The sequence below is a fragment of the Mesorhizobium sp. P160187 genome, from assembly GCF_057766425.1.
Window position 1 is genome coordinate 1606361 of record NZ_JBYMDX010000003.1, and the last position, 24049, is coordinate 1630409.

Consider the following 24049-nt stretch of genomic DNA (forward strand, 5'->3'; position numbering starts at 1 on the left):
AAGTAGGCAATTTTTCGAAAATGCCTATTCCGCAGGCGGCCGCTTCAGCCGGATCAGGCCTTCCTGGGCAACCGAGGCGATCAGGGTGCCGTCGCGGGCAAACAGCGAGCCGCGGGTGAAGCCGCGCGACCCCTGCGTCGACGGGCTGTCCTGCGTGTACAGGATCCAGTCATCGAGCGGATGGCTGCGATGGAACCACATCGCATGGTCGAGGCTCGCCGCCTGGATGTCGCGGTCGAAAATGGCGCGGCCGTGCGCAAAGGTCGAGGTGTCGAGCAGCGTCATGTCGGAGAGGTAAGCAAGCACCGCCGCCTGGATGCCGCGGTCGGCCGGCACCGGGCCGGTGGTGCGGATCCAGATGTTCTGCTGCGGCTCCAGCTTTTCGCGGCTGGTGTAATGCTTCAGCATCACCGGCTTCATCTCGATCGGCCGGTCACGCTCCCAGTAGCGCTTGATGCCGTCCGGCACCGCCTCGCCGAACTTGCCCAGCAATTCGCGCTGCGACAACAGGCTGTCGGGCGGCGGCACGTCGCGCGGCATCGGCAGCTGATGCTCAAGGCCAACCTCGTCCTGCTGGAACGAGGCTTCCAGCGAAAAGATCGCCTGGCCGTGCTGGATCGCCACCACGCGCCGCGTGGTGAAGGAGCCGCCATCGCGGATGCGGTCGACCTCGTAGACGATCGGCACCTTGGTGTCGCCGGGCCGCATGAAATAGCCGTGCAGCGAATGCACGTGGCGCTCGGGCTCGACGGTGCGCTGCGCGGCGACCAGCGCCTGGGCGATGGTCTGGCCGCCGAAAACGCGCTGCCAGTCGAGCTTGGGGCTGCGACCACGGTACAGATTGTGTTCCAGCTGCTCGAGGTCGAGAATGCTGAGAAGCTCGTCCATGGCCGCCGTCATGCTTCGTGACCTCGCCGTAAGATGCTATGGCGGTTTCCGACAGGAATGGCGGGCAGTCAAGGCCGGAATGCCCCAGTGGGCGGGGATGGTCGAGACTTCGAAAGGAATTGACATGGCGAACCGCAACCCGGACGCAAAAACCCCGCTCGACGTGCTGGTCGCTGGCGCCGGCTATGTCGGCCTCGCCGCCGCCGTGTCGCTGAAACAGGCGCGGCCGGGCCTCGCCGTGGCGGTCGTTGATGCTGCCCCCGCCGGCGTCTGGCAGAAGGACCGCCGCGCCTCGGCGATCGCCGCCGCCGCCTGCCGCATGCTCGACCAGCTCGGCGTCTGGCAGGAAATCGTCGGGCAATCGCAGGCGATCACCGAGATGATCGTCACCGATTCGCGCACCGCCGATCCGGTGCGTCCGGTGTTTCTCACCTTCGATGGCGAGGTCGCGCCGGGCGAACCGTTCGCCCACATGGTCGCCAACAAGGACCTGAACAGCGCCTTGCGCCGCCGCGCGCAAAAGCTCGGCATCGACATCATCGAAGGTGTCGCGGTCGCATCGTTCGACGGCAATGGCGCCGGCATCACCGTGCATCTGGCCGACGGCGCGGCGATTGAGGCGCGGCTGCTGGTCGCCGCCGACGGCGTCAATTCCAAATTGCGCGACATGGCCGGCATCAAGACGGTGAAATGGGAATATGGCCAGTCCGGCATCGTCTGCACGGTGGCGCATGAGCGCCCGCACAATGGCCGCGCCGAAGAGCATTTTCTGCCGGCCGGCCCGTTTGCAACGCTGCCGCTCAAGCCGACCGAGGACGGCACCAACCGTTCGTCGCTGGTCTGGGTCGAACGTTCCGAGGATGCCGAAAAGCTGGTCTCGGGCGACGACCTCGTCTTCGAGCAGGAGCTTGAATTGCGCTTCGGCCTGAAGCTCGGCGAAATCCGCGTCACCGACAAGCCGCGCGCCTGGCCGCTCGGCCTGACCATCGCGCGCGCCTTTGTCGCCCCGCGCATCGCGCTTGCCGGCGACGCCGCGCACGGCATCCACCCGATCGCCGGCCAGGGCCTCAATCTCGGCTTCAAGGATGTGGCGGCCCTTGCTGAAGTGGTGGTCGAGGCCGATCGCTTGGGACAGGATATCGGCGCGCTCGACGTGCTCGAGCGCTACCAGCAATGGCGCCGCTTCGACACGGTGCAGATGGGCGTCACCACAGATGTGCTGAACCGGCTGTTTTCCAACGACATCGGCCCGCTGCGCCAGCTCCGCGACATAGGCCTCGGCCTTGTCGAACGGATGCCCAGGCTGAAGGAGTTCTTCATCCGCCAGGCGTCGGGGTTGTCCAACGGCACACCACGGCTGCTCAAGGGTGAGGCGATTTAGGCCGGGAATGAGTGCCGCTTTGTCATAGACGCGGCTCGGCTCCTGACATCAGCCGCGCAATGTTGGCGCGGTGGCGCACGATCACGTAGATGCCGCCGGCGATGACCAGCAACCGGTAGGGCAATGGTTGTTCCATGCCGCCGACGAGGGCGATCGCGGTGAGCGCCGCCAGCATCGAACTCAGGGACACAATTCGGGAAACTGCCAACACCACGGCAAATGCCGTCGCCGCGCCTAGACCCACAGGCCAGGACATCGCCAACAAAACACCCAACCCCGTCGCAGCCGATTTGCCGCCGGTGAAATTCAGCCAGATCGAACGGCTATGCCCAAGCAAAACAGCGAGTCCGGCCAGGCATACAACCCAAGGAGCCCAAACGGGCATATCAGATATTGCCGACGGCGGCGTTGCGGAAGACCAGAAACAAAACCAACGGGCAAAGATGACCGCTGCCGCCCCTTTCAGCACGTCCACCAGAAGCACCACCAATGCTGGCCATTTCCCGAGTGTGCGCAATACATTTGTCGCACCGGTGGACTTGGAGCCGTGCTCCCGGATATCGATGCCCTTAAGCAGTTTCCCCGCCAGGTAGCCGGCAGGCGTAGAGCCGATAAGGTAAGCGGCAGCCGATCCTACCACGCTCGCTATCCAGAATGACATGCGCCCGGGCTGTTTCTCAGTTGACCTCAAACCCCAGCTTCTGCCGCAGTCGCAGCATGCGTTGGTCGGCGACCTTGAAACTCTGCTCGCCGCTCTTGGCAACACGATCCAGCATCTGCAGCAGGTCTTCGCGCTCATGCGGATCGAGGCGCTCGCGCAGGAAGGGCGCCAGCTTGTCGATGACGATCGTCGTGTCGTCGATCTGCGCCGCGGCCCATTTGGCGTAGACGACGGCTTCATCGGTCTTCTTCTGGTTGTCCGCAATCTGCGAGATCACCTCGCGGATGACCGTTTCACGCTTCGGCAGGATCGGGCCGTGCTCCGCTGCCAGTGCGGTGATCAGCGTTGCCGCCGCCACCACCGGATCGTCGATCGCCGTCAGCGGCGACAGCGCCGCCTGCTTGCGCAGCTTCTTGCGCCTTATGTTGCCCTGGACGCGGCCGACGACGTCGGCGACCTCGCGCGCGGCTTCGTTCATGGCCTTCATGCGATACCACCAGAACGCCCCGGCTCCCAGCACGCCGAGAATAGCAATCAGGAAAGGCATGTCGAATTCCCCCGAAAATTGCGGCGACGATAGGAGAACTCCGGCGTTGCTTCAACACGCAAGAATTGTATCTGATGAGAAAACAGAGCTGGCCCCCTAATCATCCAGACGCCGAGATCGGACGTCCTGGGTTCAGGTCGCTCGTCACGGGCATCTGATGGTGCAACCGCTTGGCGATAACGCCGACTTCGCATCCACCCCACCTGCAAGATATTTCACATATTGATATTTCGTTCGCCATCATTGACATGCCATAAATCCCGCCGTATTCAATCTCGCCAGAGATTTCATCTTATGAAATTTCTTGCAAAGCTGATGCGACGAGGCTTTCATCGTCGGAGAACCCGGAGGAGAGAATGAACAGGATTGGGCTGGTGGGCGCGCTGAGCGCCGCTGTGATGACGTTGACCCTGGCGATGCCAGCGTCGGCAGAGAGCAAGTTTCAGTGCAAGCCGGATGAGACCTACGTGATGAACGTCATGGTCTCCGCGCATCCCTATTGGGTGCCGGTCTATCAGGGCTTCAAGCAGGCGGCTGCGGCGATGGGCTGCAAGACAGTGTTTTCGGGCACGCCGGACTATGACATCGCCAAGCAGATCGCTTCCTTCGAACAGGATCTGATCAAGAAGCCGGCCGGCGTGCTGCTGCACCCGATGCAGGCCGATCCGTTCATCGAGCCGATCAACCGCGCCATCGAGAACGGCACCACCGTCGTCACCTTCGCCGCCGACTCGCCAAAATCCAAGCGCGTCTCCTTCATCACCTCGGACAATCTGGCGGAAGCCAAGTTTGCCGCCGAGGAGATCGTCAAGCAGGTCGGCGACGACGCCGAATATGGCGTGCTTGAGAACCCCGGCCAGAGCAACCACGATCTGCGCGTCACCGCCTTCATCGACTATCTCGCCAAGAACTATCCGAAGATGAAGCTGGTCGGACGCCAGGCCTCCAACCAGGACGCCAATGTCGCCAACAAGGCGGTGGCTTCGATGCTGCAGGCCAACCCGAACCTCAAGGCACTGTGGATTCCTGAAGCCGGCTCGGCTGAAGGCGCGGTCGCGGCCGTTCTCGAGGCCAAGGCCAAGGTGCTGATCATGCATGCCGACATCACCCCGGCGACGCTGGAGCAGATCAAGGCCGGCAACATCCACATGGCGCTGAGCCCGAACCAGGGCATGCAGGGTTATCTCGGTTTCGTCGCCACCTTCATGGCGGCGCATCCGGAACTGATCGACCCGTTCAACGACTACAAGACGTCGGGCCACAACCCGATGAGCATCCCCTTCGCCGATAACGGCTTTGCCGTCATCACCAAGGAGAATGCCGACTCGTTCGACCTGAACAAGTACATGCAGGGCCGCGATCCCAGCTGATCCGACCATTGGGCAGCCGCGCCGCTTGGCGCGGTTGCCTCCATCTTCCTGATCAGTCGAGAACCTCCGTGGAAAAACCGGCCCTCCTCAAAATATCCGGCCTCAGCAAATCGTTCGGCCCTGTCCGTGCGTTGCGCGATGTCGGGTTCGAGCTGCGAGCCGGCGAGATCCACGCCATCGCCGGCGAGAATGGCGCCGGCAAGTCGACGCTGATGAAGGTGATCGACGGCATCCTGCCGCCCGACAGCGGCGAAATCCAGGTCGACGGCCGCTCCGTCTCGATCCCCTCGCCGCTGGCGGCACAGAAGCTCGGCATCGGCTTCGTGCACCAGGAGATCGCATTGTGCCCCGATGCCTCGGTGGCCGAAAACATCTTCATGTCGATCACCAACGCCAGCAAGGCGCTGCTGATGAATTACCGCGACCTCGAGAACCGCGCGACAGCCATCCTGGCGCGACTTGTCAACATCGATCCGACCGCGATGGTGCGCAGCCTGTCGATCTCCCAGCAGCAGCTGGTCGAGATCGCCAAGGCGCTGACGCTCGATTGCCGCATCCTCATCTTCGACGAGCCGACCGCCGCGCTGACCGAGCGCGAGGCCAAGAAACTGTTCGAGATCATCCACCAGCTTGCCGGCGAAGGCATCGGCATCATCTACATCTCGCATCGCATGGCCGAAATCTTCGAAAACTGCGACCGCGTCACGGTGCTGCGCGACGGCCGGTACATCACCACGCTCGACATATCGGCGACGACGCCAGAACAGGTGGTGGCGTCCATGGTCGGCCGCGTCATCGACAGCCTCTATCCCGAGAAGCTGCGCGGCGACGAGCGGTCCGAGGAAATTCTGCTCGAGGTCAGCAACCTCTGCGAGACAACCACCTTCCGCGACATTAGCTTCCAGTTGCGCAAGGGCGAAATCCTCGGCATTGGCGGCCTGATCGGCGCCGGTCGCAGCGAGATCGTTCGGGGTATCTGCCGGCTGGAGGGTCAGGTGACCGGCAATGTCAGCCTGCATGGCAAGCCGCTGTCGCTGACCCATTATGGCGACAGCATCGCCGCCGGCATCGTCTACCTCTCCGAGGACCGCAAGGGTGACGGGCTGTTCCTCGACATGTCGATCGCCGCCAACATCTCGGCGCTGGCGGTGGATCGGATCTCGACGCGCTTCGGCCTCATCAACGACCGCCGCGAGAAGCAGCGGGCGGAAACCATCGGCAGGCAGCTGTCGCTGAAATGCGGCCATGTCGGCCAGCCGGTTTCGACGCTCTCGGGTGGCAACCAGCAGAAGGTGGCGATCGCCAAGATGCTATCGGTCGACCCGAAGGTGATCTTCCTCGACGAGCCGACGCGCGGCGTCGATGTCGGCGCCAAGGCCGAAATCCACCGGATCCTGCGCAAGCTGGCGCGCGACGGCGTCGGCATCGTGGTCATCTCGTCGGAACTGCCGGAACTGATCGGTGTCTGCGACCGGGTGCTGATCGTACGCGAGGGACGCATCACCGGCGAGGTCACCGGCGCGGAAATGACCGAAGAAAACATCATGGTCCTGGCATCGCTTGCCGATGACGGCCGGCAACGGAGCGCCGCATGAGCATCGTGGGGGAAAGCATGGACAGCGTGACGCCGCCGGCCCGCATCGGGTTCGGTGAAAGGCTTGGCGGCCTGATCAGGATGCGCGAGACCGGTCTGATCCTCATCATCGCCGTGCTCTTTGCGGTCATGTCGTTCGCATCGCCGTACTTCCTGACCTGGGACAATATGCGGGCGATGGCGATGGCCTTCGCGGTCGAAGGCATCGTCGTCGTCGGCATGACGATCCTTCTGATCTCAGGCGGCATCGACCTTTCGGTCGGTTCGGTCACCGCACTCGCCATGGTCATTGCCGGCCTGCTCTTCCTCGGCGGCGTCGACCCCTGGCTGGCATCATTGATTGCAATAGCGGCCTGTGCAGGCATCGGCGCCTTTATGGGCTTCTTCGTCACCAAGGTGGGATTGCACCACTTCATCGTCTCTCTGGCCGTGATGGTGATTGCGCGCGGGCTCTGCCTGCTCGGCACCGGCGGCCGCCCGCTCGGGCTCTATACCCTGCCGCCCGAGTTCAAATTCATCGGCCAGGGCGCCATTGGCGGCATTCCGGTCGTCATCATCATCTTCATCGTCTTCGTCATCCTGTCCGACTTCATGCTGCGCCGCACGACGATGTTTCGCAAAGTTTTCTACACCGGCAGCAATGAGAAGGCCGCCGCCTATTCCGGCATTCGCACCAAGAAGGTCGTGTTCCTGACGACAACTTTGTGCTCGACGCTGTGCGGCTTTGCCGGCGTGATCTACATGGCCCGCTTCGGCTCGGCCCAGCCGACCTTCGGCGCCGGCATGGAGCTGAACGTCATCGCCGCCGCGGTGATCGGCGGCGCCAGCCTCACTGGTGGCTCCGGCACCATTCTCGGCGCCATCCTTGGCACCATCCTGCTCTCCGTCGTTTCAAGCTCGCTCGCTCTGCTCGACGTGTCCGTCTATTGGCAGGACATCATCCGCGGGTCCATTCTGCTGACGGCGGTCACCGCCGACTACCACTTCAACAAGCGGCGGGGCTGAGATGGCGGACGGCAGGGAAGATTTCGAGGCGATCCGGCAGATCCACACCGTTCTGGTGCTGCACTTCGTCGACGGCATGAAGCAGAACGACATTGCGGCGGCGCTCAACCTTTCGGCGTCGAAAGTCAATCGGCTGATCGCGCAAGGGCGCAAGCTCGGCATGCTGAGGATCGCGGTCGAGAGCCCGTTCCAGCGCCTTGTCGACATCGAAAAGCAGCTGATCGAGGTCGCGCAACTGGCAGCCGCGATCGTGACGCCGACCGTGGCCGGCAGTCCCGACAGCACGCTGCAGCAGGTGGGGCGCGCGGCGGCCAACCAGTTGCTCGAGACCTTGCGCGACGGCGACGTCATCGCCATTACCGGCGGCAAGGCGATCAGCGCGCTGGTCGAAAACCTGCAGCCCGAGCGCGCCTTCGACGTCACCGTCGTGCCGCTGACCGGCGGCGTCCAGGGCAAGCACTATACCGACGTCAACCATCTGGCGACGCGGCTGGCCGAACGCCTCGGCGGCACCAGCATGCTCTTGCATGCGCCACTCTTTGCCGAAAGCCGCGAGCAGCGCGATCTCCTGCTGGACATGGCCTCGGTGCGCGAGATCTTCGACCTGGCGCGCAAGGCGGCGATCGCGCTGGTCGGCGTCGGGTCGATTCAGACGCCGGGATCGAGCTACTACGACCTCCACCCAGGCCTCGATCCCGACCGCGAAAAACTCGCCGCCAGCGGCGCGGTCGGCGAGTTCCTTGCGCATCTGATCCGCGACGACGGCACGCTGGCCGACTACCCGCCCAATGACCGCCTGGTGGCGCTGGCGCCTTCGGAACTTGGCCGCTGCCGGTCGGTGATGGGGGTGGCCAGCGGCGCCGAAAAGATCTGGCCGATCCGTGCCGCGCTTCGCGGCAACTATCTCAAATCACTGGTCGTCGACGAAGAGACGGCCAATGCAGTCCTGAGCAATGCGGGGAGCATACGCAATGTCGCCTGAAATGTTGACGCGCACCATTGGCGCGTCGGGAATATCCGCCTCCGCGATTGGCCTTGGCACCTGGGCCATTGGCGGCTGGATGTGGGGCGGCACCGACGAGGCGCAATCCATCGACACCATCCGCGCCTCGATCGATGAAGGCGTTTCGCTGATCGACACCGCGCCGGCCTACGGCAAGGGGCTGTCCGAGGAAATCGTCGGCAAGGCGATCAAGGGCCGCCGCGACAAGGTCGTGCTCGCCACCAAGCTTGGGCTGATCTGGCACGCGAAAAAGGGCAATCGCTTCTTCGACTATGACGGCGCGCCGGTACATCGCTATCTCGGCGCTGACTCTGTCGTCTACGAAGTCGAGCAGAGCCTGCGTCGCCTCGGCACCGACCATGTCGACCACTACATCACCCACTGGCAGGATCCGACGACGCCGGTCGCTGAAACGATGGAAGCGCTCGACCGGCTGAAAACCCAGGGCAAGATCCGCTCCATCGGCGCCAGCAATGTCAGCGTCGCCGATGTGAAGGCCTATCTCGCGGCCGGCCAGCTCGATGCGGTCCAGCAGGAATACAGCATGGTTGCGCGTGACATGGAACAGGATCTCTTGCCCTTCTGCGCCGGGAACAACGTGTCGGTGCTCAGCTATTCGTCGCTGGCGCTCGGTCTGCTCTCGGGCAAGATCGGTCCCGACCGCGTCTTTACCGGCGACGACCAGCGCAAGGACAATCCGCGCTTCTCGCAGCCCAACCGCCGCAAGGTGGCAGCGCTGATGGAAGCGATCAAGCCGAGTGCCGAGGCGCACGGCGCCAGCGAGGCGCAGGTGGTCATCGCCTGGACGCTGCAGCAGCCCGGCATCACCTTCTCACTCTGCGGCGCGCGCAGCCCGCAGCAAGCCAGGGAAAACGCGAAGGCCGGCCGCATCAAATTGTCGGGACAGGAGATCAACCAGATCAGTGAGGCCGCCAGCCGCCATCTGACCAATCTCGACGCCTGACCGCCACCAGTAACCCGAACCAAGTTGAGCTGCCGTCCACCGGACGGCAGAACGGCCCAACCTTGCCCGGCAAAGCCATGCCTGATCAGAGAACCGTCATCCTCGACACGATCCGCCGCAACGGCGCGTTCGATGTCGTCGTCATGGGCGGCGGCATAAACGGCATCGGCGTTTTCCGCGAACTGGCGCTGCAGGGTCTGAGGGTGCTCTTAGTCGAACGCAATGATTTCTGTTCGGGCTGCAGTGCCGCCCCTTCGCGCATGATCCATGGCGGCCTGCGCTATCTCGAGAATGGCGAGTTCGGCCTGGTGCAGGAATCGCTGCGCGAACGCGACGCGCTGCTGGCCAATGCGCCGCATATGGTGCGGCCGCTGCCGACGACAATTCCGATCCGCTCCGTCTTCTCCGGGCTGATGAACGGCGCGGCAGGCTTTCTCGGGCTTTCGGAAACGCCTTCCAGCCGCGGCGCGCTGGCGATCAAGGCGGGCTTGGCGCTCTACGACTGGACGACGCGCAAGCGCCGGGTGCTGCCGCGCCACAATTTCCGCGACGCCAAGGCGACCTTCGCGCAATGGCCGGCGCTCGACCCCAAACTGCGCTTTTCCGCCACCTATTACGACGCCTGGATCAGCTACCCCGAACGGCTCGGCATCGAATTGCTGCTCGATACCGCACGCCTGCTGCCCGACAGCCTCGCGCTGAACCGCGCCGAGATTGCGCGGGCGGGATCGGCCTTCGAGCTCACCGAGACGGTGGGTGGTGAAGGTTTCATCGTGACCGCCAAGGCGATCGTAAACGCGACTGGCGCCTGGCTCGATTCGGCGATCGCCCGGCTCGACTCCTCCGAAAAGCCCGCGGCGCCCCTGGTCGAGGGCACCAAGGGCTCGCACCTCATCCTCGACAATGAGCCGCTGTACCAGGCGCTCAGTGGCCACATGATTTTCTTCGAGAATGCCGACGGCCGCGTCTGCATCATGTTTCCCTATCTCGGCAAGGTGCTGGTCGGCTCGACGGACATCCGCGTCAGCGAGGCCGGGCGCGTGCGCTGCGAACCGGCCGAGACCGACTACATATTGGCGGCGGCGCGGTTGGTATTCCCGTCCATTCCGGTCCGTGCCGCCGACGTCGTCTTCACCTATAGCGGCATCCGGCCGCTGCCGAAGAGCGACCATGCCTTCACCGGCAGGATATCGCGCGGCCATTCCGTGCATCGCATAGCCGGCGACATCCCGCAGTTCTGCATGATCGGCGGCAAGTGGACGACCTTCCGCGCCTTCGCCGAACAGGCGGCCGACGAAGTGCTGGCCGAGCTTGGCCGCGAGCGCATTCGCGGCACGCTGGCGCTGCCGATAGGCGGCGGCCTCGGTTTCCCCGCAGATCCGGCATCGATGGCAGCCGATCTCGCCGGTGAGTTCGCGATCAGCACCGACCGCGCCGCGTATCTCGTCGATCGCTACGGCAGCGGCGCGCGCGACATCATCCTGTTCTGCCTCGGACGTCCCGACGATATCAGGCTCGACGACAGGACCGAAACCACGACGGCCGAGATCGTCTATCTCGCCCGGCATGAGTTCGTGACCTGCCTCTCGGATGTTGTCTTGCGCCGCACGTCGCTTGCCATTGCCGGCGACATCTCGACGGTATCAATCGAGCGCATCGCCGATGTACTGGCCGCCGAACGCGGCTGGAGCGATCCGTACCGCGACGAGGAGATAAAAAGTCTCATCGCCGAACTCGACACCTATCACGGCGTCTCGCAAGAGATGCTCGACCAACGCACGATCCCAGGAGCAGAACATGAAAGTCAGCACCAAGGCCCGGATGAACCGGATGTTCACCAACGGCAATTGCCTCGACGTGGCGCTCGATCACGGCGTCTGCAATGAACCGGGGTTTCTCATCGGCCTGGAGGACATGCCACGTGTCATCGACACGCTGATCGCGGCAGGGCCCGATGCGCTGCAGCTCGCCTATGGCCAGGCCGATCTGCTGCAATCGCGGCCGGACAAGGACAAGCCGGCGCTGGTCATGCGCATCGACATGGGCAACCCCTACAATGCACAGCGCCACCGGGTGATGTGGTCGATGCTGCAGAACCATGACGAGCCGATCATCGGCGCGCTGGAAATGGATGCGGCCTGCGTCGTCGTCAATCTGTTCATGCTGCCCGACGAGCCGGAGCTGTTTCGCCAATGCGTCGAAAACATCGCCAAGGTCCGCGCCGCCTGCCAGCGATACGGCATGCCCTTGATGATCGAGCCGCTGGTCATGCTGCCCAACGATATCAGAGGCGGCTATCAGGTCGACGGCGATGCGGAAAAGATCGTGACGCTGGTGCGGCTCGCCGCCGAAATGGGCGCCGACATCATCAAGGCCGACCCCACCGAGCACGCGGAAGATTTCCACCGCGTCGTCGAGGCGGCACGCGTGCCGGTGCTGGTGCGTGGCGGCGGCAAGGATGATCTCAAGACGGTGCTGGCAAAATCGTCAGCCCTGCTCAGACAAGGCGCCAAGGGGCTGGTCTATGGCCGCAACATCTATCAGCATGCCAATCCGAAGGCGGTAGTGAGTGCGTTGATGGCGATGATCCACAACGACGCCGGCGGCGAAGAGGCTTGGGACATCTACAACAATGGCTGATCAAGCCGCCTATCTGCTCGGCCTCGACGCCGGCAACACCATCATCAAGGCGGTGCTGTTCGATCATACGGGACGGCAGCTCGCCATGCATGCGGTCGCCGGCCGTTCGCACACGCCGCAGCCGGGCTATGTCGAGCGCGACCTCGGCGGCATGTGGGCCGCTGCGCGCGACGCCATACGAGCCTGCATCGCGCAGGCCGGCATCGATGCCCGCGAGATCGCCGCCGTCGGCTGCGCCGGCCATGGCAACGGCCTTTATCTGGTCGACCGTGCCGGCGAACCGCTGATCGGCATCCAGTCGCTCGACACGCGCGCCGCCGGCATGGCGTCGACGCTGGCCTCGCGCAACGCCGCAGCGCTGCACGCGATCTGCCTGCAAAAGCCGTGGCCGGCGCAGACGCCGACCTTGCTGGCCTGGGTCAAGCAGCATGCGCCCGACCTTTATGCCGCAACCGGCACGGCGATGCTGTGCAAGGATTTCATCGCCTACCGCCTGACGGGCGAGCGGGTCAGCGATGTCTCCGACATGTCCGGTTGCGGCCTCGTCCGCATGCCCGAAGGCGTCTATGATTCCGAGCTTCTCGCGCTCTACGGCATCGAGGATGCACAGGCCAAACTGCCTCGGCTGCTCGACAGCGCCGACATTGCTGGCGCGGTCACCGCGCAAGCGGCTGAAGAGACCGGACTGGTTGAAGGCACGCCGGTCATCGCCGGCTATTTCGACGTCGTCGCCAGCGCCATGGGAGCCGGCGTCGTGCGTCCCGGCGAAGCCTCGATCATCGCCGGCACATGGTCCGTCAATCAGGTCTTCTCCATCGCGCCGGTTGCCGACCCAGATGTTTTCATGGTGGCGCGCTTCGGTCCCGGCCGTTTCGTCAACATCGAATCCAGCGCTACATCGGCCGCCAATCTCGAATGGTATGTACGCGAACTCGTCGAGCGCGGTGCCCATTATGACGATCCGTTCGGCCACTGCAACGCGGCTGTCGGCGCGGTGACGCCAACCTGGGACGATCCGATGTTCCACCCGTTTCTCTACGGGTCGGGACAAGGGGCGGAGTTCCGCGCCGGCTTCTACGGCCTCGCCGGTTGGCATAGGGAAGGCCATATGCTGCGCGCGCTGTTCGAGGGCGTGATGTTCGAGCACCGGCGCCACATCGAAGTCTTGAAAAAAGCCGGCGTCGGCTTCGACAGAGCCGTGCTATCCGGCGGCGGCTCGCGCAGCGAACACTGGCCGCAGATCTTCGCCGACGGGCTTGGCGTGCCGATCACCGTCCCCGAAGCGCGCGAGACCGGCGCGCTTGGCGCGGCAATCGGCGCCGGGGTCGCGGCCGGCCTGTTCGCCGACTACGAGGCCGGCGTTGACGCCATGACCCGGTCAAGCGCCGCCTACCGTCCGAACCCGGCCATGCAGGACCATTACAACAGGCGTTATCGCGCCTATTGCGGCCTTGCCGATACGCTGCGATCGTTCTGGGCCGAACAGGCGGCAGAACCGAGTAGAACACCGCCGAGTAAACCACCGCAATGACCCAACGGCTCGATGGCGACTACGACTACATCATTGTCGGCGCAGGCACCGCCGGCTGCGTGCTGGCCAATCGCCTGAGCGAAAACCCGGCGACGCGCGTGCTGCTGCTCGAGGCCGGCGGCAGCGACAATTATCACTGGGTGCATATCCCGGTCGGCTATCTCTATTGCATCGGCAATCCGCGCACCGACTGGATGATGAAGACTGCCCCCGAAGCCGGCCTGAACGGCCGCTCGCTGGTCTATCCCCGCGGCAAGGTGCTGGGCGGCTGCACCTCGGTCAACGGCATGATCTACATGCGCGGCCAGGCGGCGGACTACGATGGCTGGCGGCAGATGGGCAATGTCGGCTGGGGCTGGGACGATGTGCTGCCCTATTTCCTCAAATCCGAGGACCATCATGGCGGCAAGACCGAGCTGCATGGCTCCCGCGGCGAATGGAAAGTGGCGCGGCAACGCCTGTCCTGGCCGATCCTGAACACCGTGCAGGAGGCGGCCAAGGAATTCGGCATCATGCCGCGCGAGGATTTTAACGACGGCGACAATGAGGGGTCCGGCTTCTTCGAAGTCAACCAGAGCAAGGGCGTGCGCTGGAACACAGCCAAGGCATTCTTGCGCCCGGCGCTGCGACGGCCGAACCTCAGGCTGGTCGTCAACGCCCATGTCGAGACGGTGTTGTTCGAGGGCAAGCGTGCTATCGGCGTTTGTTATCGCGTCGGCGGCCAAACCATCGAGGCAAAGGCCAGGAGCGAGGTGCTGCTGACCGCCGGCTCGATCAACACGCCGAAACTGCTGGAGCTTTCCGGGGTCGGCGAGCCGGATCGCCTCGCCGCGCTCGGCATCGATGTGGTTCACGCCAGCCCCGATGTCGGCGAGAACCTTCAGGACCATCTGCAGATCCGCACTGTCTACAAAGTGTCGTCGGCGCTGACGCTCAACACGCTAGCCAACAGCCTGAGCGGCAAGGCGAAGATCGCGCTGCAATATGCCTTTGGCCGCTCGGGACCGATGTCGATGGCGCCGAGCCAGTTCGGCATGTTCTCGAAATCCGATCCGTCGATGGCGACGCCGGACCTGGAGTACCACGTCCAGCCCTTGTCTACCGACCGGCTGGGCGACCCGCTGCACCCGTTCCCGGCAATCACCATGTCGGTCTGCAATCTGCGGCCCGAGAGCGTCGGCTCGGTGCACGCTACGACGCGCGAGCTGGCCGTGCAGCCGGAGATCCGGCTGAACTACCTCTCTACGGCGCGCGACCGCGAGATCGCGCTGCGTTCGGTGCGCCAGGCGCGCAGCATCATGACCGCCAAGGCTCTTGCCGGCTTCCATCCGGAAGAAATCCTGCCTGGTCTCGCCCACCAGTCGGACGAGGACCTGCTGCACCAGATCGGCTCGATCGCGACGACCATCTTCCACCCGGTCGGCACCTGTAGGATGGGTGTCGACGGCCGCGCCGTCGTCAGCCCGGACCTGCGCGTGACCGGTGTCGAGGGCCTGCGCGTCGTCGACGCCTCGATCATGCCGCGCATCGTCTCCGGCAACACCGCCTCGCCAGTGGTGATGATCGCCGAGAAGGCGGCGGATATGATCCGCCGGCCCGCATAGATGTGTGGGGGAGCGGGGGCTAGTTTAAGACCCCGGCACGTCGTAGATCGCCCTGACTTCGACGGTGCCGATTTCGGCCAGCGGAATTTTGCCGGCGATCTCCAGCGCCTGTTCGAGAGTGTCGGCTTCGATCATGACGAAACCAAGCAACTGCTCCTTGGTTTCGGCAAACGGACCGTCAGTGATCAGCCGCTTGCCTTGGCGCCGCCGCACCGTCTTCGACGTCTTCACCGATTGCAGCGCCTGCGCGATGATCAGCTTGCCTTGCTGGTCCAATGACCGGTCATAGGCCATCGAATCGGCGTCGAGCTTGGCCAGACGCTCCGGCGTCATGGCATGGAGGTCCTTTTCCTCGCCGTAGACCAGACAGACATATTTCATTTCCAGCTCCCTTGCTGTGACGACCCATAGGCGATCACGGTGCCGGCGGCATCCTTGCCGGCAGCAGCGTGGTCGAGCACGCAGACCGCAATGCCGATGACGGCGACCGCAGCAAGCAGCCGGCCGAAGCCGGAAGATCGCGAGCACTCGATCTCGCGTAGACGCGCGCTTTTGTCGGCGTCGTTCCAATGGGCAGAAAACAGATTGTTCATCTTGGATCTCCATCCGCCACGAGAATCCGTGGACGCTCGCAGGACGGCCGGCGCCGATGCAAGTCGACATTTTTGCACGCACATTTTCAGAAAAGATTTGCAGGGCTCGCCGGCGTCGCATCCGGCCGAAACAGCGCGGTGGTCTTCCCCTGCCGCCGCGCTATAGTTGGAGGGAACGCCGCGTGGCCGGCGCTGTCACTGTAATCAAGGAGAATCTTATGGACCGCACCGCAAACGCCGTCTGGAAAGGCAATCTGAAGGAGGGCACGGGCACGCTCGACAGCCAGAGCGGCACCTTGAAGGGCACGCCCTATTCGTTCAAGGCTCGCTTCGAGGACGAGAGCGGCAAATCCGGCACCAATCCCGAAGAGTTGATCGCGGCGGCACACGCCGGCTGCTACGCCATGCAGCTGTCGCATTTCCTGGCCGAGAACGGCACGCCCGCCACCGAGCTCGACGCCAAGGCGGTGGTGACGCTGGTGCCCGGCACCGGCATCACCGGCAGCGCCATCACCCTGATCGGCAAGGTGCCGGGCATTGATGCGGCGAAGTTCAAGGAACTGGCCGAGAAGGCCAAGGCGGAGTGCCCGGTTTCGAAGGCGCTGGGGGCCATCGCAGTGTCGCTCGACGCGAAGCTGGGGTGATCCGCCGATTTTGCCCGGGGTAGCGATTCTTCGCGCCCCCCTCTGCCCTGCCGGGCATCTCCCGGGGAGATTGGAAGCTCGGTAGCTGGCACTTTCTTTCGACGTTCGTGATTGGCGAAGGCCGGCGTGACATCTGATCTCCCCACTTGAGGGGGAGATGGCCGGCAGGCCAGAGGGGGGTGCTGTCCCACCAACGTCTCGGATAACTATTAGGCGCCCAGCGCATCAAGCCGGGCGCGAAGGGCTGCGACTTCCTGCTCCAGAGCCTCCAATCTCGCTTCCAGGTCGGAAGCAGGCAAGGCCGGCGCGCTCCGCTGCACCGATAACGCCGCGACGTCCACCGGTCCTGCGAGCAGATGCACAAAACGGTCCTCGCGCTGCCCCGGCCCGCGCGGTATTTCCTGGACGAGCGGCGGTCGGCGGCCGATCAGCATGTCGAGTTCAGCGCGCAGGTCTTCGATCGACGAGAACCGCGCCATGCGCTCAGCTCGCGCCAGCAACTCATGCGCCGTCTGCGGCCCGCGCAGCAAAAGCAGGCCGATCACCGCAGTCTGCGGCGTCGTCAGCGAGAAGCGCTGCGCCATCTGATGCCCATAGCGCTCGACGCGCGAGCCGAACATCTGACGCACCAGCCCCTTCTGCTCGAGCAGCTTCAGCGTCCGATGCACCTCTGTCGGCTCGAGCGCCATCACAGGCTCGCGCGCCGTCTTCTGGTTGGCGGCTGCAAGTGCTGCATTCAGCGTCAGCGGATAGACATCCGGCGTCAGCTCCTTCTTCTCGATCAGGCAGCCGAGCACACGGACTTCGACCGGATTAAGGATTGGAAGCTCTTCGCTCATTGGGTTGAGTATCCTTTCTAGCGCCGGCGAGACAGCGCCCACCTCTCTGTCCTACCGGATATCTCCCCACGCGGGGGGAGATCGGCAGCTTCGCCGACAGCGCGCCATCCTTCAACCTTGGAGATTGGCGAAAGCCGCGATGACGGCCAATCTCCCCACCCGTGGGGGAGATGTCCGGCAGGACAGAGGGGCGCGCGAAGGATCGCCGCGTTCGAGATTGCCGCGAGCGAACTCGCCTCAACTAAACCCGCCGCTCCACCATCATCTTCTTGATCTCGGCAATCGCCTTGGCCGGGTTGAGCCCCTTCGGGCAGGTCTGGGCGCAGTTCATGATGGTGTGGCAGCGGTAGAGCCGGAACGGGTCTTCGAGATCGTCGAGCCGTTCGCCCGTGGCTTCGTCGCGGCTGTCGATCAGCCAGCGATAGGCCTGCAGCAGCGTCGCCGGGCCGAGATAGCGGTCGCCGTTCCACCAATAGCTCGGGCACGAGGTCGAGCAGCAGGCGCATAGGATGCACTCGTAGAGCCCGTCGAGCTTTTCGCGGTCCTCATGGCTCTGCAGCCATTCCTTGGCCGGCTCTGGCGACGCTGTCTTCAGCCATGGCTGGATCGAGGCGTGCTGGGCGTAGAAATTGGTGAGGTCGGGCACCAGATCCTTGACCACCTGCATATGCGGCAGCGGGTAGACTTTGACGGCGCCGGAAATGTCGTCGCAGCCCTTGGTGCAGGCCAGCGTGTTGGAGCCATCGATGTTCATGGCGCAGGAGCCGCAAATGCCTTCGCGGCAGGAGCGGCGCAACGCCAGCGTCGGGTCGATCTTGTTCTTGATCCAGAGCAGCGCATCGAGCACCATCGGCCCGCAATCGTCCATGTCGACGAAATAGGTGTCGATGCGCGGGTTCTCGTCATCGTCGGGCGACCAGCGGTAGATGCGGTATTCCCGCAGGTTGGTGGCGCCCTCCGGCTTCGGCCAGGTCTTGCCCGGCTGCACCTTGGAGTTCTTGGGAAGCGTGAGTTCGACCATTACCTCTGGTCCTTTCGGATGACGGGCTTCGGCACCATGGTCAGTACACCCTGGCCTTCGGCGCGATCTTGGCAAGGCTGATGCCGCCGTCCTTTTCCGCCACCAGCGGCTCGGTGTGCACGGGACGATAGCTGAGGCTCACCTGGCCGTCCTCGCTTAGCCGGGCCAGCGTATGCTTGCGCCAGATAATGTCGTCGCGGGCCGAAAAATCTTCGCGCGCATGCGCGCCGCGGCTCTCCTTGCGCGCCTCGGCGCCGTAGACCGTGGTGATGGCGTTGGCCATCAGATTTTCCAGCTCCAGCGTCTCGACCAGGTCGGAATTCCAGATCATCGAGCGGTCGGAGACTTTCAGGTCCTTGAGCTCGGTCCATATCTGCGAAATGCGCTTGCAGCCGTTTTCGAGCGACTCCTGTGTGCGGAACACGGCGGCGTCTTCCTGCATCGCCTTCTGCATTTTCTCACGCAGAACAGCGGTTGGCGTCGAGCCATTGGCGTGGCGCAGCCGGTCGAAGCGGTCCATGATGTTTTCGACCGAGGCTTCGTTGGGCGAAGGGATCGCCGAATTACGGTCGATGACCTGGCCGGCGCGGATTGCGGCGGCGCGGCCGAACACCACCAGATCGATCAGCGAGTTCGAGCCCAGCCGGTTGGCGCCGTGCACGGAGGCACAGCCGGCCTCGCCGACCGCCATCAGCCCGGGTGACACCCGGTCAGGATTCTCGACAGTCGGGTTCAGCACCTCGCCCCAGTAATTGGTCGGCACGCCGCCCATATTGTAGTGCACCGTCGGCAGCACGGGGATCGGCTCCTTGGTCAGGTCGACGCCGGCGAAAATCCTGGCCGATTCCGAAATGCCCGGCAGCCGCTCATGCAGCACGGCCGGATCGAGATGGTCGAGATGCAGGAAGATATGGTCCTTGTTCTTGCCGACCCCGCGGCCTTCGCGGATCTCCAGCGTCATGCAACGCGAGACGACGTCGCGCGAGGCCAGGTCCTTGGCCGACGGCGCGTAGCGTTCCATGAAGCGCTCGCCCTCGGAATTGACGAGATAGCCGCCCTCGCCGCGCGCGCCTTCGGTGATCAGGCAGCCGGCGCCGTATATGCCTGTCGGATGGAACTGCACGAACTCCATGTCCTGCAGCGGGAAGCCCGCCCGTGCCGCCATGCCGCCGCCGTCGCCTGTACAGGTGTGCGCCGACGTCGCCGAGAAATAGGCGCGGCCATATCCGCCGGTCGCCAGCACCACCATCTTGGCGGAGAAGCGATGGATGGTGCCGTCGTCGAGGTTCCAGGCGACGACGCCGGTGCAGGTGCCGTCCGGTTCCATGATCAGGTCGAGCGCAAAATACTCAATGAAGAACTGCGCATTGTTCTTCAGCGACTGGCCGTAGAGCGTGTGCAGGATGGCGTGACCGGTGCGGTCGGCGGCGGCACAGGTGCGCTGCACCGGCGGGCCGTCGCCATAATTCATCATGTGGCCGCCGAACGGCCGCTGGTAGATCTTGCCCTCTTCGGTGCGCGAGAACGGCACGCCGTAATGCTCGAGCTCGTAGACCGCCGCCGGTGCCTCGCGCACCAGATATTCCATGGCGTCGACGTCGCCCAGCCAGTCCGAACCCTTGACGGTGTCGTACATGTGCCACTGCCAGGAGTCCGGACCCATGTTGGACAGCGACGCGGCAATGCCGCCTTGTGCCGCCACCGTGTGCGAGCGGGTCGGGAACACTTTGGTGATGCAGGCCGTGCGCAGGCCCTGCTCGGCCATGCCGAGCGTGGCGCGCAGGCCGGCGCCGCCGGCGCCGACGACCACCACGTCGAACTTGTGGTCGACAAAGGTATAGCCGGTGGCCGATTTCGCGTCCTTGGCCAAATCAGCCTCCGAATGCCAGTTTGAGCAGGGCGAAGATCGAGGCGACGCCGACCGCTATGGTGAAAAACGTGCTGAGTGCGATCAGCGCCAGCTTCATGCCTTCGGCATGCACGTAATCCTCGATAATGACCTGCATGCCGACACGCATATGGGTGAGACCGGAAACGAGCACCAGCGCCAACACCAGCGCCACGAACGGACTGGCGAGCGCCGCCCGCACCTCGGCGAAGCCGGCGCCATTGAGCGCGATCAGGAACCCGACGAAGAACAGTATCAGCGGGATGTTGGCAAAGGCCGTCAGCCGCTGTCGCCAGAAATGCCCGGTGCCTTCGCGGGCCGAGCCCAGACCGCGGACCTTGGCCAGCGGCGTGCGCATATCGTTGTTGTTCGTGCCGCTCATCACAAGGTTCCCCGCGCCATGTAGCCGGCGACCCAGATCAGCAGCGTGAGCAGGATGGAACCGGCGAGCGTCGCCCAGGCGATCTTCGATGCCGTGTGTTTCTCCAGCCCGGCGCCGGTGTCCCAGACGAGATGGCGCACGCCGCCCAGCATGTGGTGCATCAGCGCCCAGGTGTAGCCGAACAGGATGAGCCGGCCGAGCCAGGTGCCGAAGGCCCAGTTGATCCAATCGAAAGCGCCTTGCGAACTCGCCGCCGCCATCAGCCACGCGGCGACCAGCAGCGTGCCGAAATACAGCGCCCCGCCAGTGATGCGGTGAATGATCGACATCGTCATGGTGATCGGTGGGCGGTAAATCGTCAGGTGCGGCGAGAGCGGCCGTTCACGTCTGGCGGTTCGGGTGGCTGGTGATTTGCTCATGGCTGCCCCAGTTCGATGTCCGGAGCCGCGGTGGAAAGCGGCACTTACCGCCTCGATATATGACTTCAGACAGCCGGTTTCTAATGCTCTTTTTGCACCGCGTCAAAGCCGGAAAATCGTTTTGAAAACGTCATTTAGTCTGACAAAAGGCCGCTGTTTCGCTTCAATCGATTTGGCCACCGTCGAAAGCCGGCGCACCGTTCGCTGCAGTGCGGCATTTCCTTTGCAATCGACGCCAGGCTATCGTTTGCAGGTCTGTGGTGTCGAGCCCCTCTTCATCACCAGCGCCTCGCGCGCGTCGATCACGATTGCGTCATGCGACGCGGCTTCCTGGTAGCGGCTGGACTGGTTGGCGGGTGATGCGGCAAACTCCTCGGTCGTGCCGTCGGGCCTGACAACACGCAACGCCGTGCCGAGGTTCTGGATGGTGATCATGCCGCCATTGCCGCATCTGTAAGTTGCCGTGCCGACAGCAGACCGCGGCGCGGTAAGATCGGTGACGATCTTGGCTGAAGGTGCGGCAGGTGCTGTCGGAGCCGTTGCGGAAGCCGGGGGCGCCACAGGTGCGGCGGACTGCTGAGCCGGCGCGGGCGCGACAGTGGGTGGTACGGTATTCACCGCCGTCGGCGCGCCGTTCTGCGGCACGCAGGCTGCGGCAGTCAGCAAAGGGATCGACAACAGCGTCACCCGAAACGTCCGGCGTAACGCCATATGCTGTCCTCCTGCGCGGCTAACTAGCCGCGATGTTCCACCAAGATCAAGCTCACCCGACGTCAGCGTAGTTGTGTGCGTCGCGGCCGATGGTGCGGGCAAGCATGGCCGAATGATGACGCCCGGGTTTTCCATCCCGTCGGATATTAACCATGTTTGGCGAGAGATCGCCGCCGGATGCGCCTGCCCTCTTAACAAAGGTTAAGAAAAGGTTAATTTCCGATTCGATCGGGTCCACAGCAGAGAGGACACCATGCTTTCGAATTCAGGAAGAGCGCGCCTTGCGGCGCTTGTGCTGGCGACAGCCAGTCTCGGCTTCGCCGCCCCGGCAATGGCCTGGTCGCGCCATCATGACCGCGTCTATGCCGATTCCCTGGGCAATCTCGTCATCGACAGCGCCGCCGGCTACAAGCGCATCATTGTCGGCCAAGGCAGGCTGGCCAAGAAATTGTCCGACTACACCAGCGCCGGGCAGCCGGAAGCGGAACCGGAAGTCCTTTATGAAGACGAGGCGGATCACATCTCCAGGCGTGGCTGCTACCAGCCGCCGGTGTTCGTGAAGGGCCGCTCCTATATGTACGGCCTCTCCGATGGCGAAATGCCCAACCTCAGCCCTTGCCGCTGATGATCCGGCACGGCCGAGAGGCCGTTTAAGCGAGACGCTAACCGACGCTGCCTGTATCCGGGATGAACACCGTTTCCGCCCGCTCATAGGACAATCGCACACTGTCGCGGCCGTTCTTCTTGGCCTTGTAGAGCGCTTCGTCGGCGCGCCGCATCAGCGGCTCCAGCCCTTCGTCGCCGGTGCGCGCCGCGACGCCGAAGCTCGCGGTCACCCTGGTGCCCGGCGGCAACCCGTCGACACTGCCGGCCGAATAGTGCGTGCGCACGGCTTCGGCAAACAGCCGCGCCGTGGCAAGATCGCTCAGCGACAGAAGCACGGCGAACTCCTCGCCGCCGATGCGGCCGGCAACCGCACGCGTGCCGGCGGCCGCGCGAAGCTTGGCGGCGAAGTCGGCGATCACCTGGTCGCCCGCGGCATGTCCGTATTTGTCGTTGAGCGCCTTGAAGTGATCGAGATCGGCCAGCACCAGCGCGACCGGCACCTTGGTAACAGCGCAATGCTGCAGCACCAGCAAGGCGCGCTCCTCGAAACCCCTGCGGTTGAGCAGGCCAGACAGCGGATCGGTGTGCGTCTCGGTCTTCAGCGCCTTCATCACGTCGAGCGCAGCTGCCGAGAACAGGCAGAGCGCGATCAGCAACGACAGCAACGCGTGCGTCAAAAGCGCCGTCGTCCAGTAGGACGAGCCATAAAACCCGTCATAGCTGGTGAACGGCCCGTGCGAGATGACGACGAGCAGCGTGCGGCCGATGAAGTTCAGCCCGGACAGCAGCGACAGTACGAACAGGATTTTTTCCGTCGGGCCGTTCTTGCGCACGGCGCGCAGCTCGGCGGCGACCAGCAGGCTGAGGCCGCCAAAGCCGAAATTGATCGACAGGATGCGCCAAGTTAAGTCCGGCTGGACGAACAGGAACCAGCAGAATGCGACCATCCCGCCACCCGCCAGAATGCCGATCGCGATATAGGGCACGCGCCTGCCGTAGCGCGAGATGATCGCACCGACGAGGCAGCAGGCGGCGAGCGTGAAGCAGAGGTTGGAGACCAGCTTGGTCAGCACCATGCCGCCGGGCAGCGTGAAATACTGCAGCAGGAAGCCGGGCGCGGACACGCAATAGCTCGTGCCGAGCACAGCCAGATAGGGCCGGTGGCGCTGATAGAACCATAGCACGAGGAACGCCGCGCCGAGCGCCAGCGCGATCGTCGGATTGAGCAGCGCTATGAACAGGCCGGTGTCCAAAGGACGGTGACTTCCCGCTTGACGTCCGGGAAGACCTTAGAGCGCAAGCCCCAACAAGCGGTTAAGCCGGGACGAATATGCAAGTCGCCACTCATGAAGCTGGTGCACGGAACCGGGACCTGAGGCCGGCGTTTCCTGACAGCAATCAAGGAGAAGTTGTTCATGGCCGACACGATCACGCTGACCGATCACGAAGCAATTCGCTCATGGGCCGCAGGGCGCGCCGGATTTCCGGCGATCGTCGATGTATCGCCCGAAACCGGAACGCAGCCGTTGCTGAGGCTCGTCTTCGGCCAGCACGCCTATCAGGACCAGGATCAGCCTGAACGCCCGGTCAACGCAGGCGGCTACGAGCTGGTCGAATGGGACGAGTGGTTCAAGATCTTCGACGAGCGCGAACTGGCGCTGGTGGTCGCGGCCGACGAACCCGGCAGCCGGGAGGAATTTCATGAAATCATCCGGCGTGCCGGCTAGGGCATAATACCCCAAGGGTCTTAGAGCGGCG

At 64.0% G+C, this 24049-nt stretch carries 25 protein-coding genes; 13 read left to right on the top strand and 12 right to left on the bottom strand.

Going from position 1 to position 24049, the window contains the following annotated elements:
• Positions 1-24 precede the first annotated feature (24 nt).
• On the bottom strand, positions 25-900 hold the full coding sequence (gene tesB / locus AC3CCE_RS11155) for an acyl-CoA thioesterase II (RefSeq protein ID WP_023687727.1): 876 nt from the start codon (positions 898-900) through the stop codon (positions 25-27).
• A 112-nt stretch (positions 901-1012) separates the two neighbouring features.
• Between tesB and AC3CCE_RS11160 the strand changes: the two genes are divergently transcribed.
• Positions 1013-2269, top strand: coding sequence for a ubiquinone biosynthesis hydroxylase (locus AC3CCE_RS11160; protein ID WP_023726060.1), 1257 nt, complete (start codon positions 1013-1015; stop codon positions 2267-2269).
• A 22-nt stretch (positions 2270-2291) separates the two neighbouring features.
• Here AC3CCE_RS11160 and plsY read toward each other — a convergent pair whose 3' ends face one another.
• A complete protein-coding gene (plsY, locus tag AC3CCE_RS11165; RefSeq protein WP_023670502.1) occupies positions 2292-2930 on the bottom strand; it encodes a glycerol-3-phosphate 1-O-acyltransferase PlsY in 639 nt (212 codons plus the stop codon).
• A 16-nt stretch (positions 2931-2946) separates the two neighbouring features.
• A complete protein-coding gene (locus tag AC3CCE_RS11170; RefSeq protein WP_023670503.1) occupies positions 2947-3477 on the bottom strand; it encodes a hypothetical protein in 531 nt (176 codons plus the stop codon).
• Between the two features lie 398 nt (positions 3478-3875).
• Between AC3CCE_RS11170 and AC3CCE_RS11175 the strand changes: the two genes are divergently transcribed.
• The 9 genes from AC3CCE_RS11175 (at position 3876) to AC3CCE_RS11215 (ending at position 15188) form a co-directional block, all read left to right on the top strand.
• Complete coding sequence (locus tag AC3CCE_RS11175; RefSeq protein ID WP_352626053.1) at positions 3876-4847, top strand: substrate-binding domain-containing protein; 972 nt, start codon at positions 3876-3878, stop codon at positions 4845-4847.
• Between the two features lie 68 nt (positions 4848-4915).
• A complete protein-coding gene (locus AC3CCE_RS11180; protein ID WP_352626028.1) occupies positions 4916-6442 on the top strand; it encodes a sugar ABC transporter ATP-binding protein in 1527 nt (508 codons plus the stop codon).
• A gap of 17 nt (positions 6443-6459) precedes the next feature.
• Positions 6460-7446 (top strand): ABC transporter permease, encoded by a 987-nt coding sequence (locus tag AC3CCE_RS11185; RefSeq protein ID WP_352512835.1) that lies wholly within the window; start codon positions 6460-6462, stop codon positions 7444-7446.
• Between the two features lies 1 nt (position 7447).
• Positions 7448-8428, top strand: a complete 981-nt coding sequence (locus AC3CCE_RS11190; RefSeq protein WP_023742132.1) for a sugar-binding transcriptional regulator — start codon at positions 7448-7450, stop codon at positions 8426-8428.
• Complete coding sequence (locus AC3CCE_RS11195) at positions 8418-9413, top strand: aldo/keto reductase (RefSeq protein ID WP_352512781.1); 996 nt, start codon at positions 8418-8420, stop codon at positions 9411-9413. The genes AC3CCE_RS11190 and AC3CCE_RS11195 overlap by 11 nt, the downstream gene beginning before the upstream one ends.
• Before the next feature lie 77 nt (positions 9414-9490).
• Positions 9491-11299: a glycerol-3-phosphate dehydrogenase/oxidase gene (locus AC3CCE_RS11200; protein ID WP_352626029.1), complete on the top strand. Its 1809-nt coding sequence runs from the start codon at positions 9491-9493 to the stop codon at positions 11297-11299.
• Positions 11211-12053, top strand: a complete 843-nt coding sequence (locus tag AC3CCE_RS11205; RefSeq protein WP_352520771.1) for a class I fructose-bisphosphate aldolase — start codon at positions 11211-11213, stop codon at positions 12051-12053. Before AC3CCE_RS11200 ends, AC3CCE_RS11205 begins: the two co-directional genes overlap by 89 nt.
• The gene (locus AC3CCE_RS11210; RefSeq protein ID WP_352626030.1) at positions 12046-13584 is read left to right on the top strand and encodes an FGGY-family carbohydrate kinase; all 1539 of its coding nucleotides are present in this window, start codon (positions 12046-12048) and stop codon (positions 13582-13584) included. The genes AC3CCE_RS11205 and AC3CCE_RS11210 overlap by 8 nt, the downstream gene beginning before the upstream one ends.
• Positions 13581-15188, top strand: a complete 1608-nt coding sequence (locus tag AC3CCE_RS11215; RefSeq protein ID WP_352597655.1) for a GMC family oxidoreductase — start codon at positions 13581-13583, stop codon at positions 15186-15188. Before AC3CCE_RS11210 ends, AC3CCE_RS11215 begins: the two co-directional genes overlap by 4 nt.
• Positions 15189-15212: 24 nt before the next feature.
• On the opposite strand, the gene AC3CCE_RS11220 is transcribed toward AC3CCE_RS11215, so the two are convergent.
• Together AC3CCE_RS11220 and AC3CCE_RS11225 are read right to left on the bottom strand one after the other, a co-directional pair.
• Positions 15213-15569, bottom strand: coding sequence for a YciI family protein (locus AC3CCE_RS11220; protein WP_023670506.1), 357 nt, complete (start codon positions 15567-15569; stop codon positions 15213-15215).
• Complete coding sequence (locus AC3CCE_RS11225; RefSeq protein ID WP_023726056.1) at positions 15566-15781, bottom strand: hypothetical protein; 216 nt, start codon at positions 15779-15781, stop codon at positions 15566-15568. The genes AC3CCE_RS11220 and AC3CCE_RS11225 overlap by 4 nt, the downstream gene beginning before the upstream one ends.
• 218 nt (positions 15782-15999) lie before the next feature.
• Between AC3CCE_RS11225 and AC3CCE_RS11230 the strand changes: the two genes are divergently transcribed.
• The gene (locus tag AC3CCE_RS11230; protein ID WP_023807689.1) at positions 16000-16425 is read left to right on the top strand and encodes an OsmC family protein; all 426 of its coding nucleotides are present in this window, start codon (positions 16000-16002) and stop codon (positions 16423-16425) included.
• A gap of 209 nt (positions 16426-16634) precedes the next feature.
• On the opposite strand, the gene AC3CCE_RS11235 is transcribed toward AC3CCE_RS11230, so the two are convergent.
• From AC3CCE_RS11235 to AC3CCE_RS11260, 6 genes are all read right to left on the bottom strand, one after another.
• Positions 16635-17264: a YceH family protein gene (locus AC3CCE_RS11235; RefSeq protein WP_352626031.1), complete on the bottom strand. Its 630-nt coding sequence runs from the start codon at positions 17262-17264 to the stop codon at positions 16635-16637.
• Between the two features lie 241 nt (positions 17265-17505).
• Entirely contained in the window at positions 17506-18285 is a 780-nt protein-coding gene (locus tag AC3CCE_RS11240) for a succinate dehydrogenase iron-sulfur subunit (RefSeq protein WP_352626032.1), read from the bottom strand.
• Between the two features lie 40 nt (positions 18286-18325).
• Positions 18326-20155 carry a succinate dehydrogenase flavoprotein subunit gene (gene sdhA, locus AC3CCE_RS11245; protein ID WP_023687711.1) on the bottom strand — a complete coding sequence of 610 codons (1830 nt, stop codon included), beginning with the start codon at positions 20153-20155 and terminating at the stop codon, positions 18326-18328.
• Between the two features lies 1 nt (position 20156).
• On the bottom strand, positions 20157-20555 hold the full coding sequence (gene sdhD, locus AC3CCE_RS11250) for a succinate dehydrogenase, hydrophobic membrane anchor protein (RefSeq protein WP_023710213.1): 399 nt from the start codon (positions 20553-20555) through the stop codon (positions 20157-20159).
• The gene (gene sdhC / locus AC3CCE_RS11255; RefSeq protein ID WP_023683884.1) at positions 20555-20974 is read right to left on the bottom strand and encodes a succinate dehydrogenase, cytochrome b556 subunit; all 420 of its coding nucleotides are present in this window, start codon (positions 20972-20974) and stop codon (positions 20555-20557) included. Before sdhC ends, sdhD begins: the two co-directional genes overlap by 1 nt.
• A gap of 240 nt (positions 20975-21214) precedes the next feature.
• A complete protein-coding gene (locus AC3CCE_RS11260) occupies positions 21215-21685 on the bottom strand; it encodes a hypothetical protein (RefSeq protein WP_023687710.1) in 471 nt (156 codons plus the stop codon).
• A 253-nt stretch (positions 21686-21938) separates the two neighbouring features.
• Here AC3CCE_RS11260 and AC3CCE_RS11265 point away from each other — a divergent pair, with 253 nt between their 5' ends.
• Positions 21939-22310 (top strand): hypothetical protein, encoded by a 372-nt coding sequence (locus AC3CCE_RS11265; RefSeq protein ID WP_023687709.1) that lies wholly within the window; start codon positions 21939-21941, stop codon positions 22308-22310.
• Between the two features lie 37 nt (positions 22311-22347).
• Here the strand turns inward: AC3CCE_RS11265 and AC3CCE_RS11270 are convergent, their stop codons facing one another.
• Positions 22348-23544 carry a GGDEF domain-containing protein gene (locus AC3CCE_RS11270; RefSeq protein ID WP_023698369.1) on the bottom strand — a complete coding sequence of 399 codons (1197 nt, stop codon included), beginning with the start codon at positions 23542-23544 and terminating at the stop codon, positions 22348-22350.
• Between the two features lie 162 nt (positions 23545-23706).
• Here AC3CCE_RS11270 and AC3CCE_RS11275 point away from each other — a divergent pair, with 162 nt between their 5' ends.
• A complete protein-coding gene (locus AC3CCE_RS11275) occupies positions 23707-24018 on the top strand; it encodes a hypothetical protein (RefSeq protein ID WP_023670517.1) in 312 nt (103 codons plus the stop codon).
• The last annotated feature ends 31 nt before the right edge of the window (positions 24019-24049 follow it).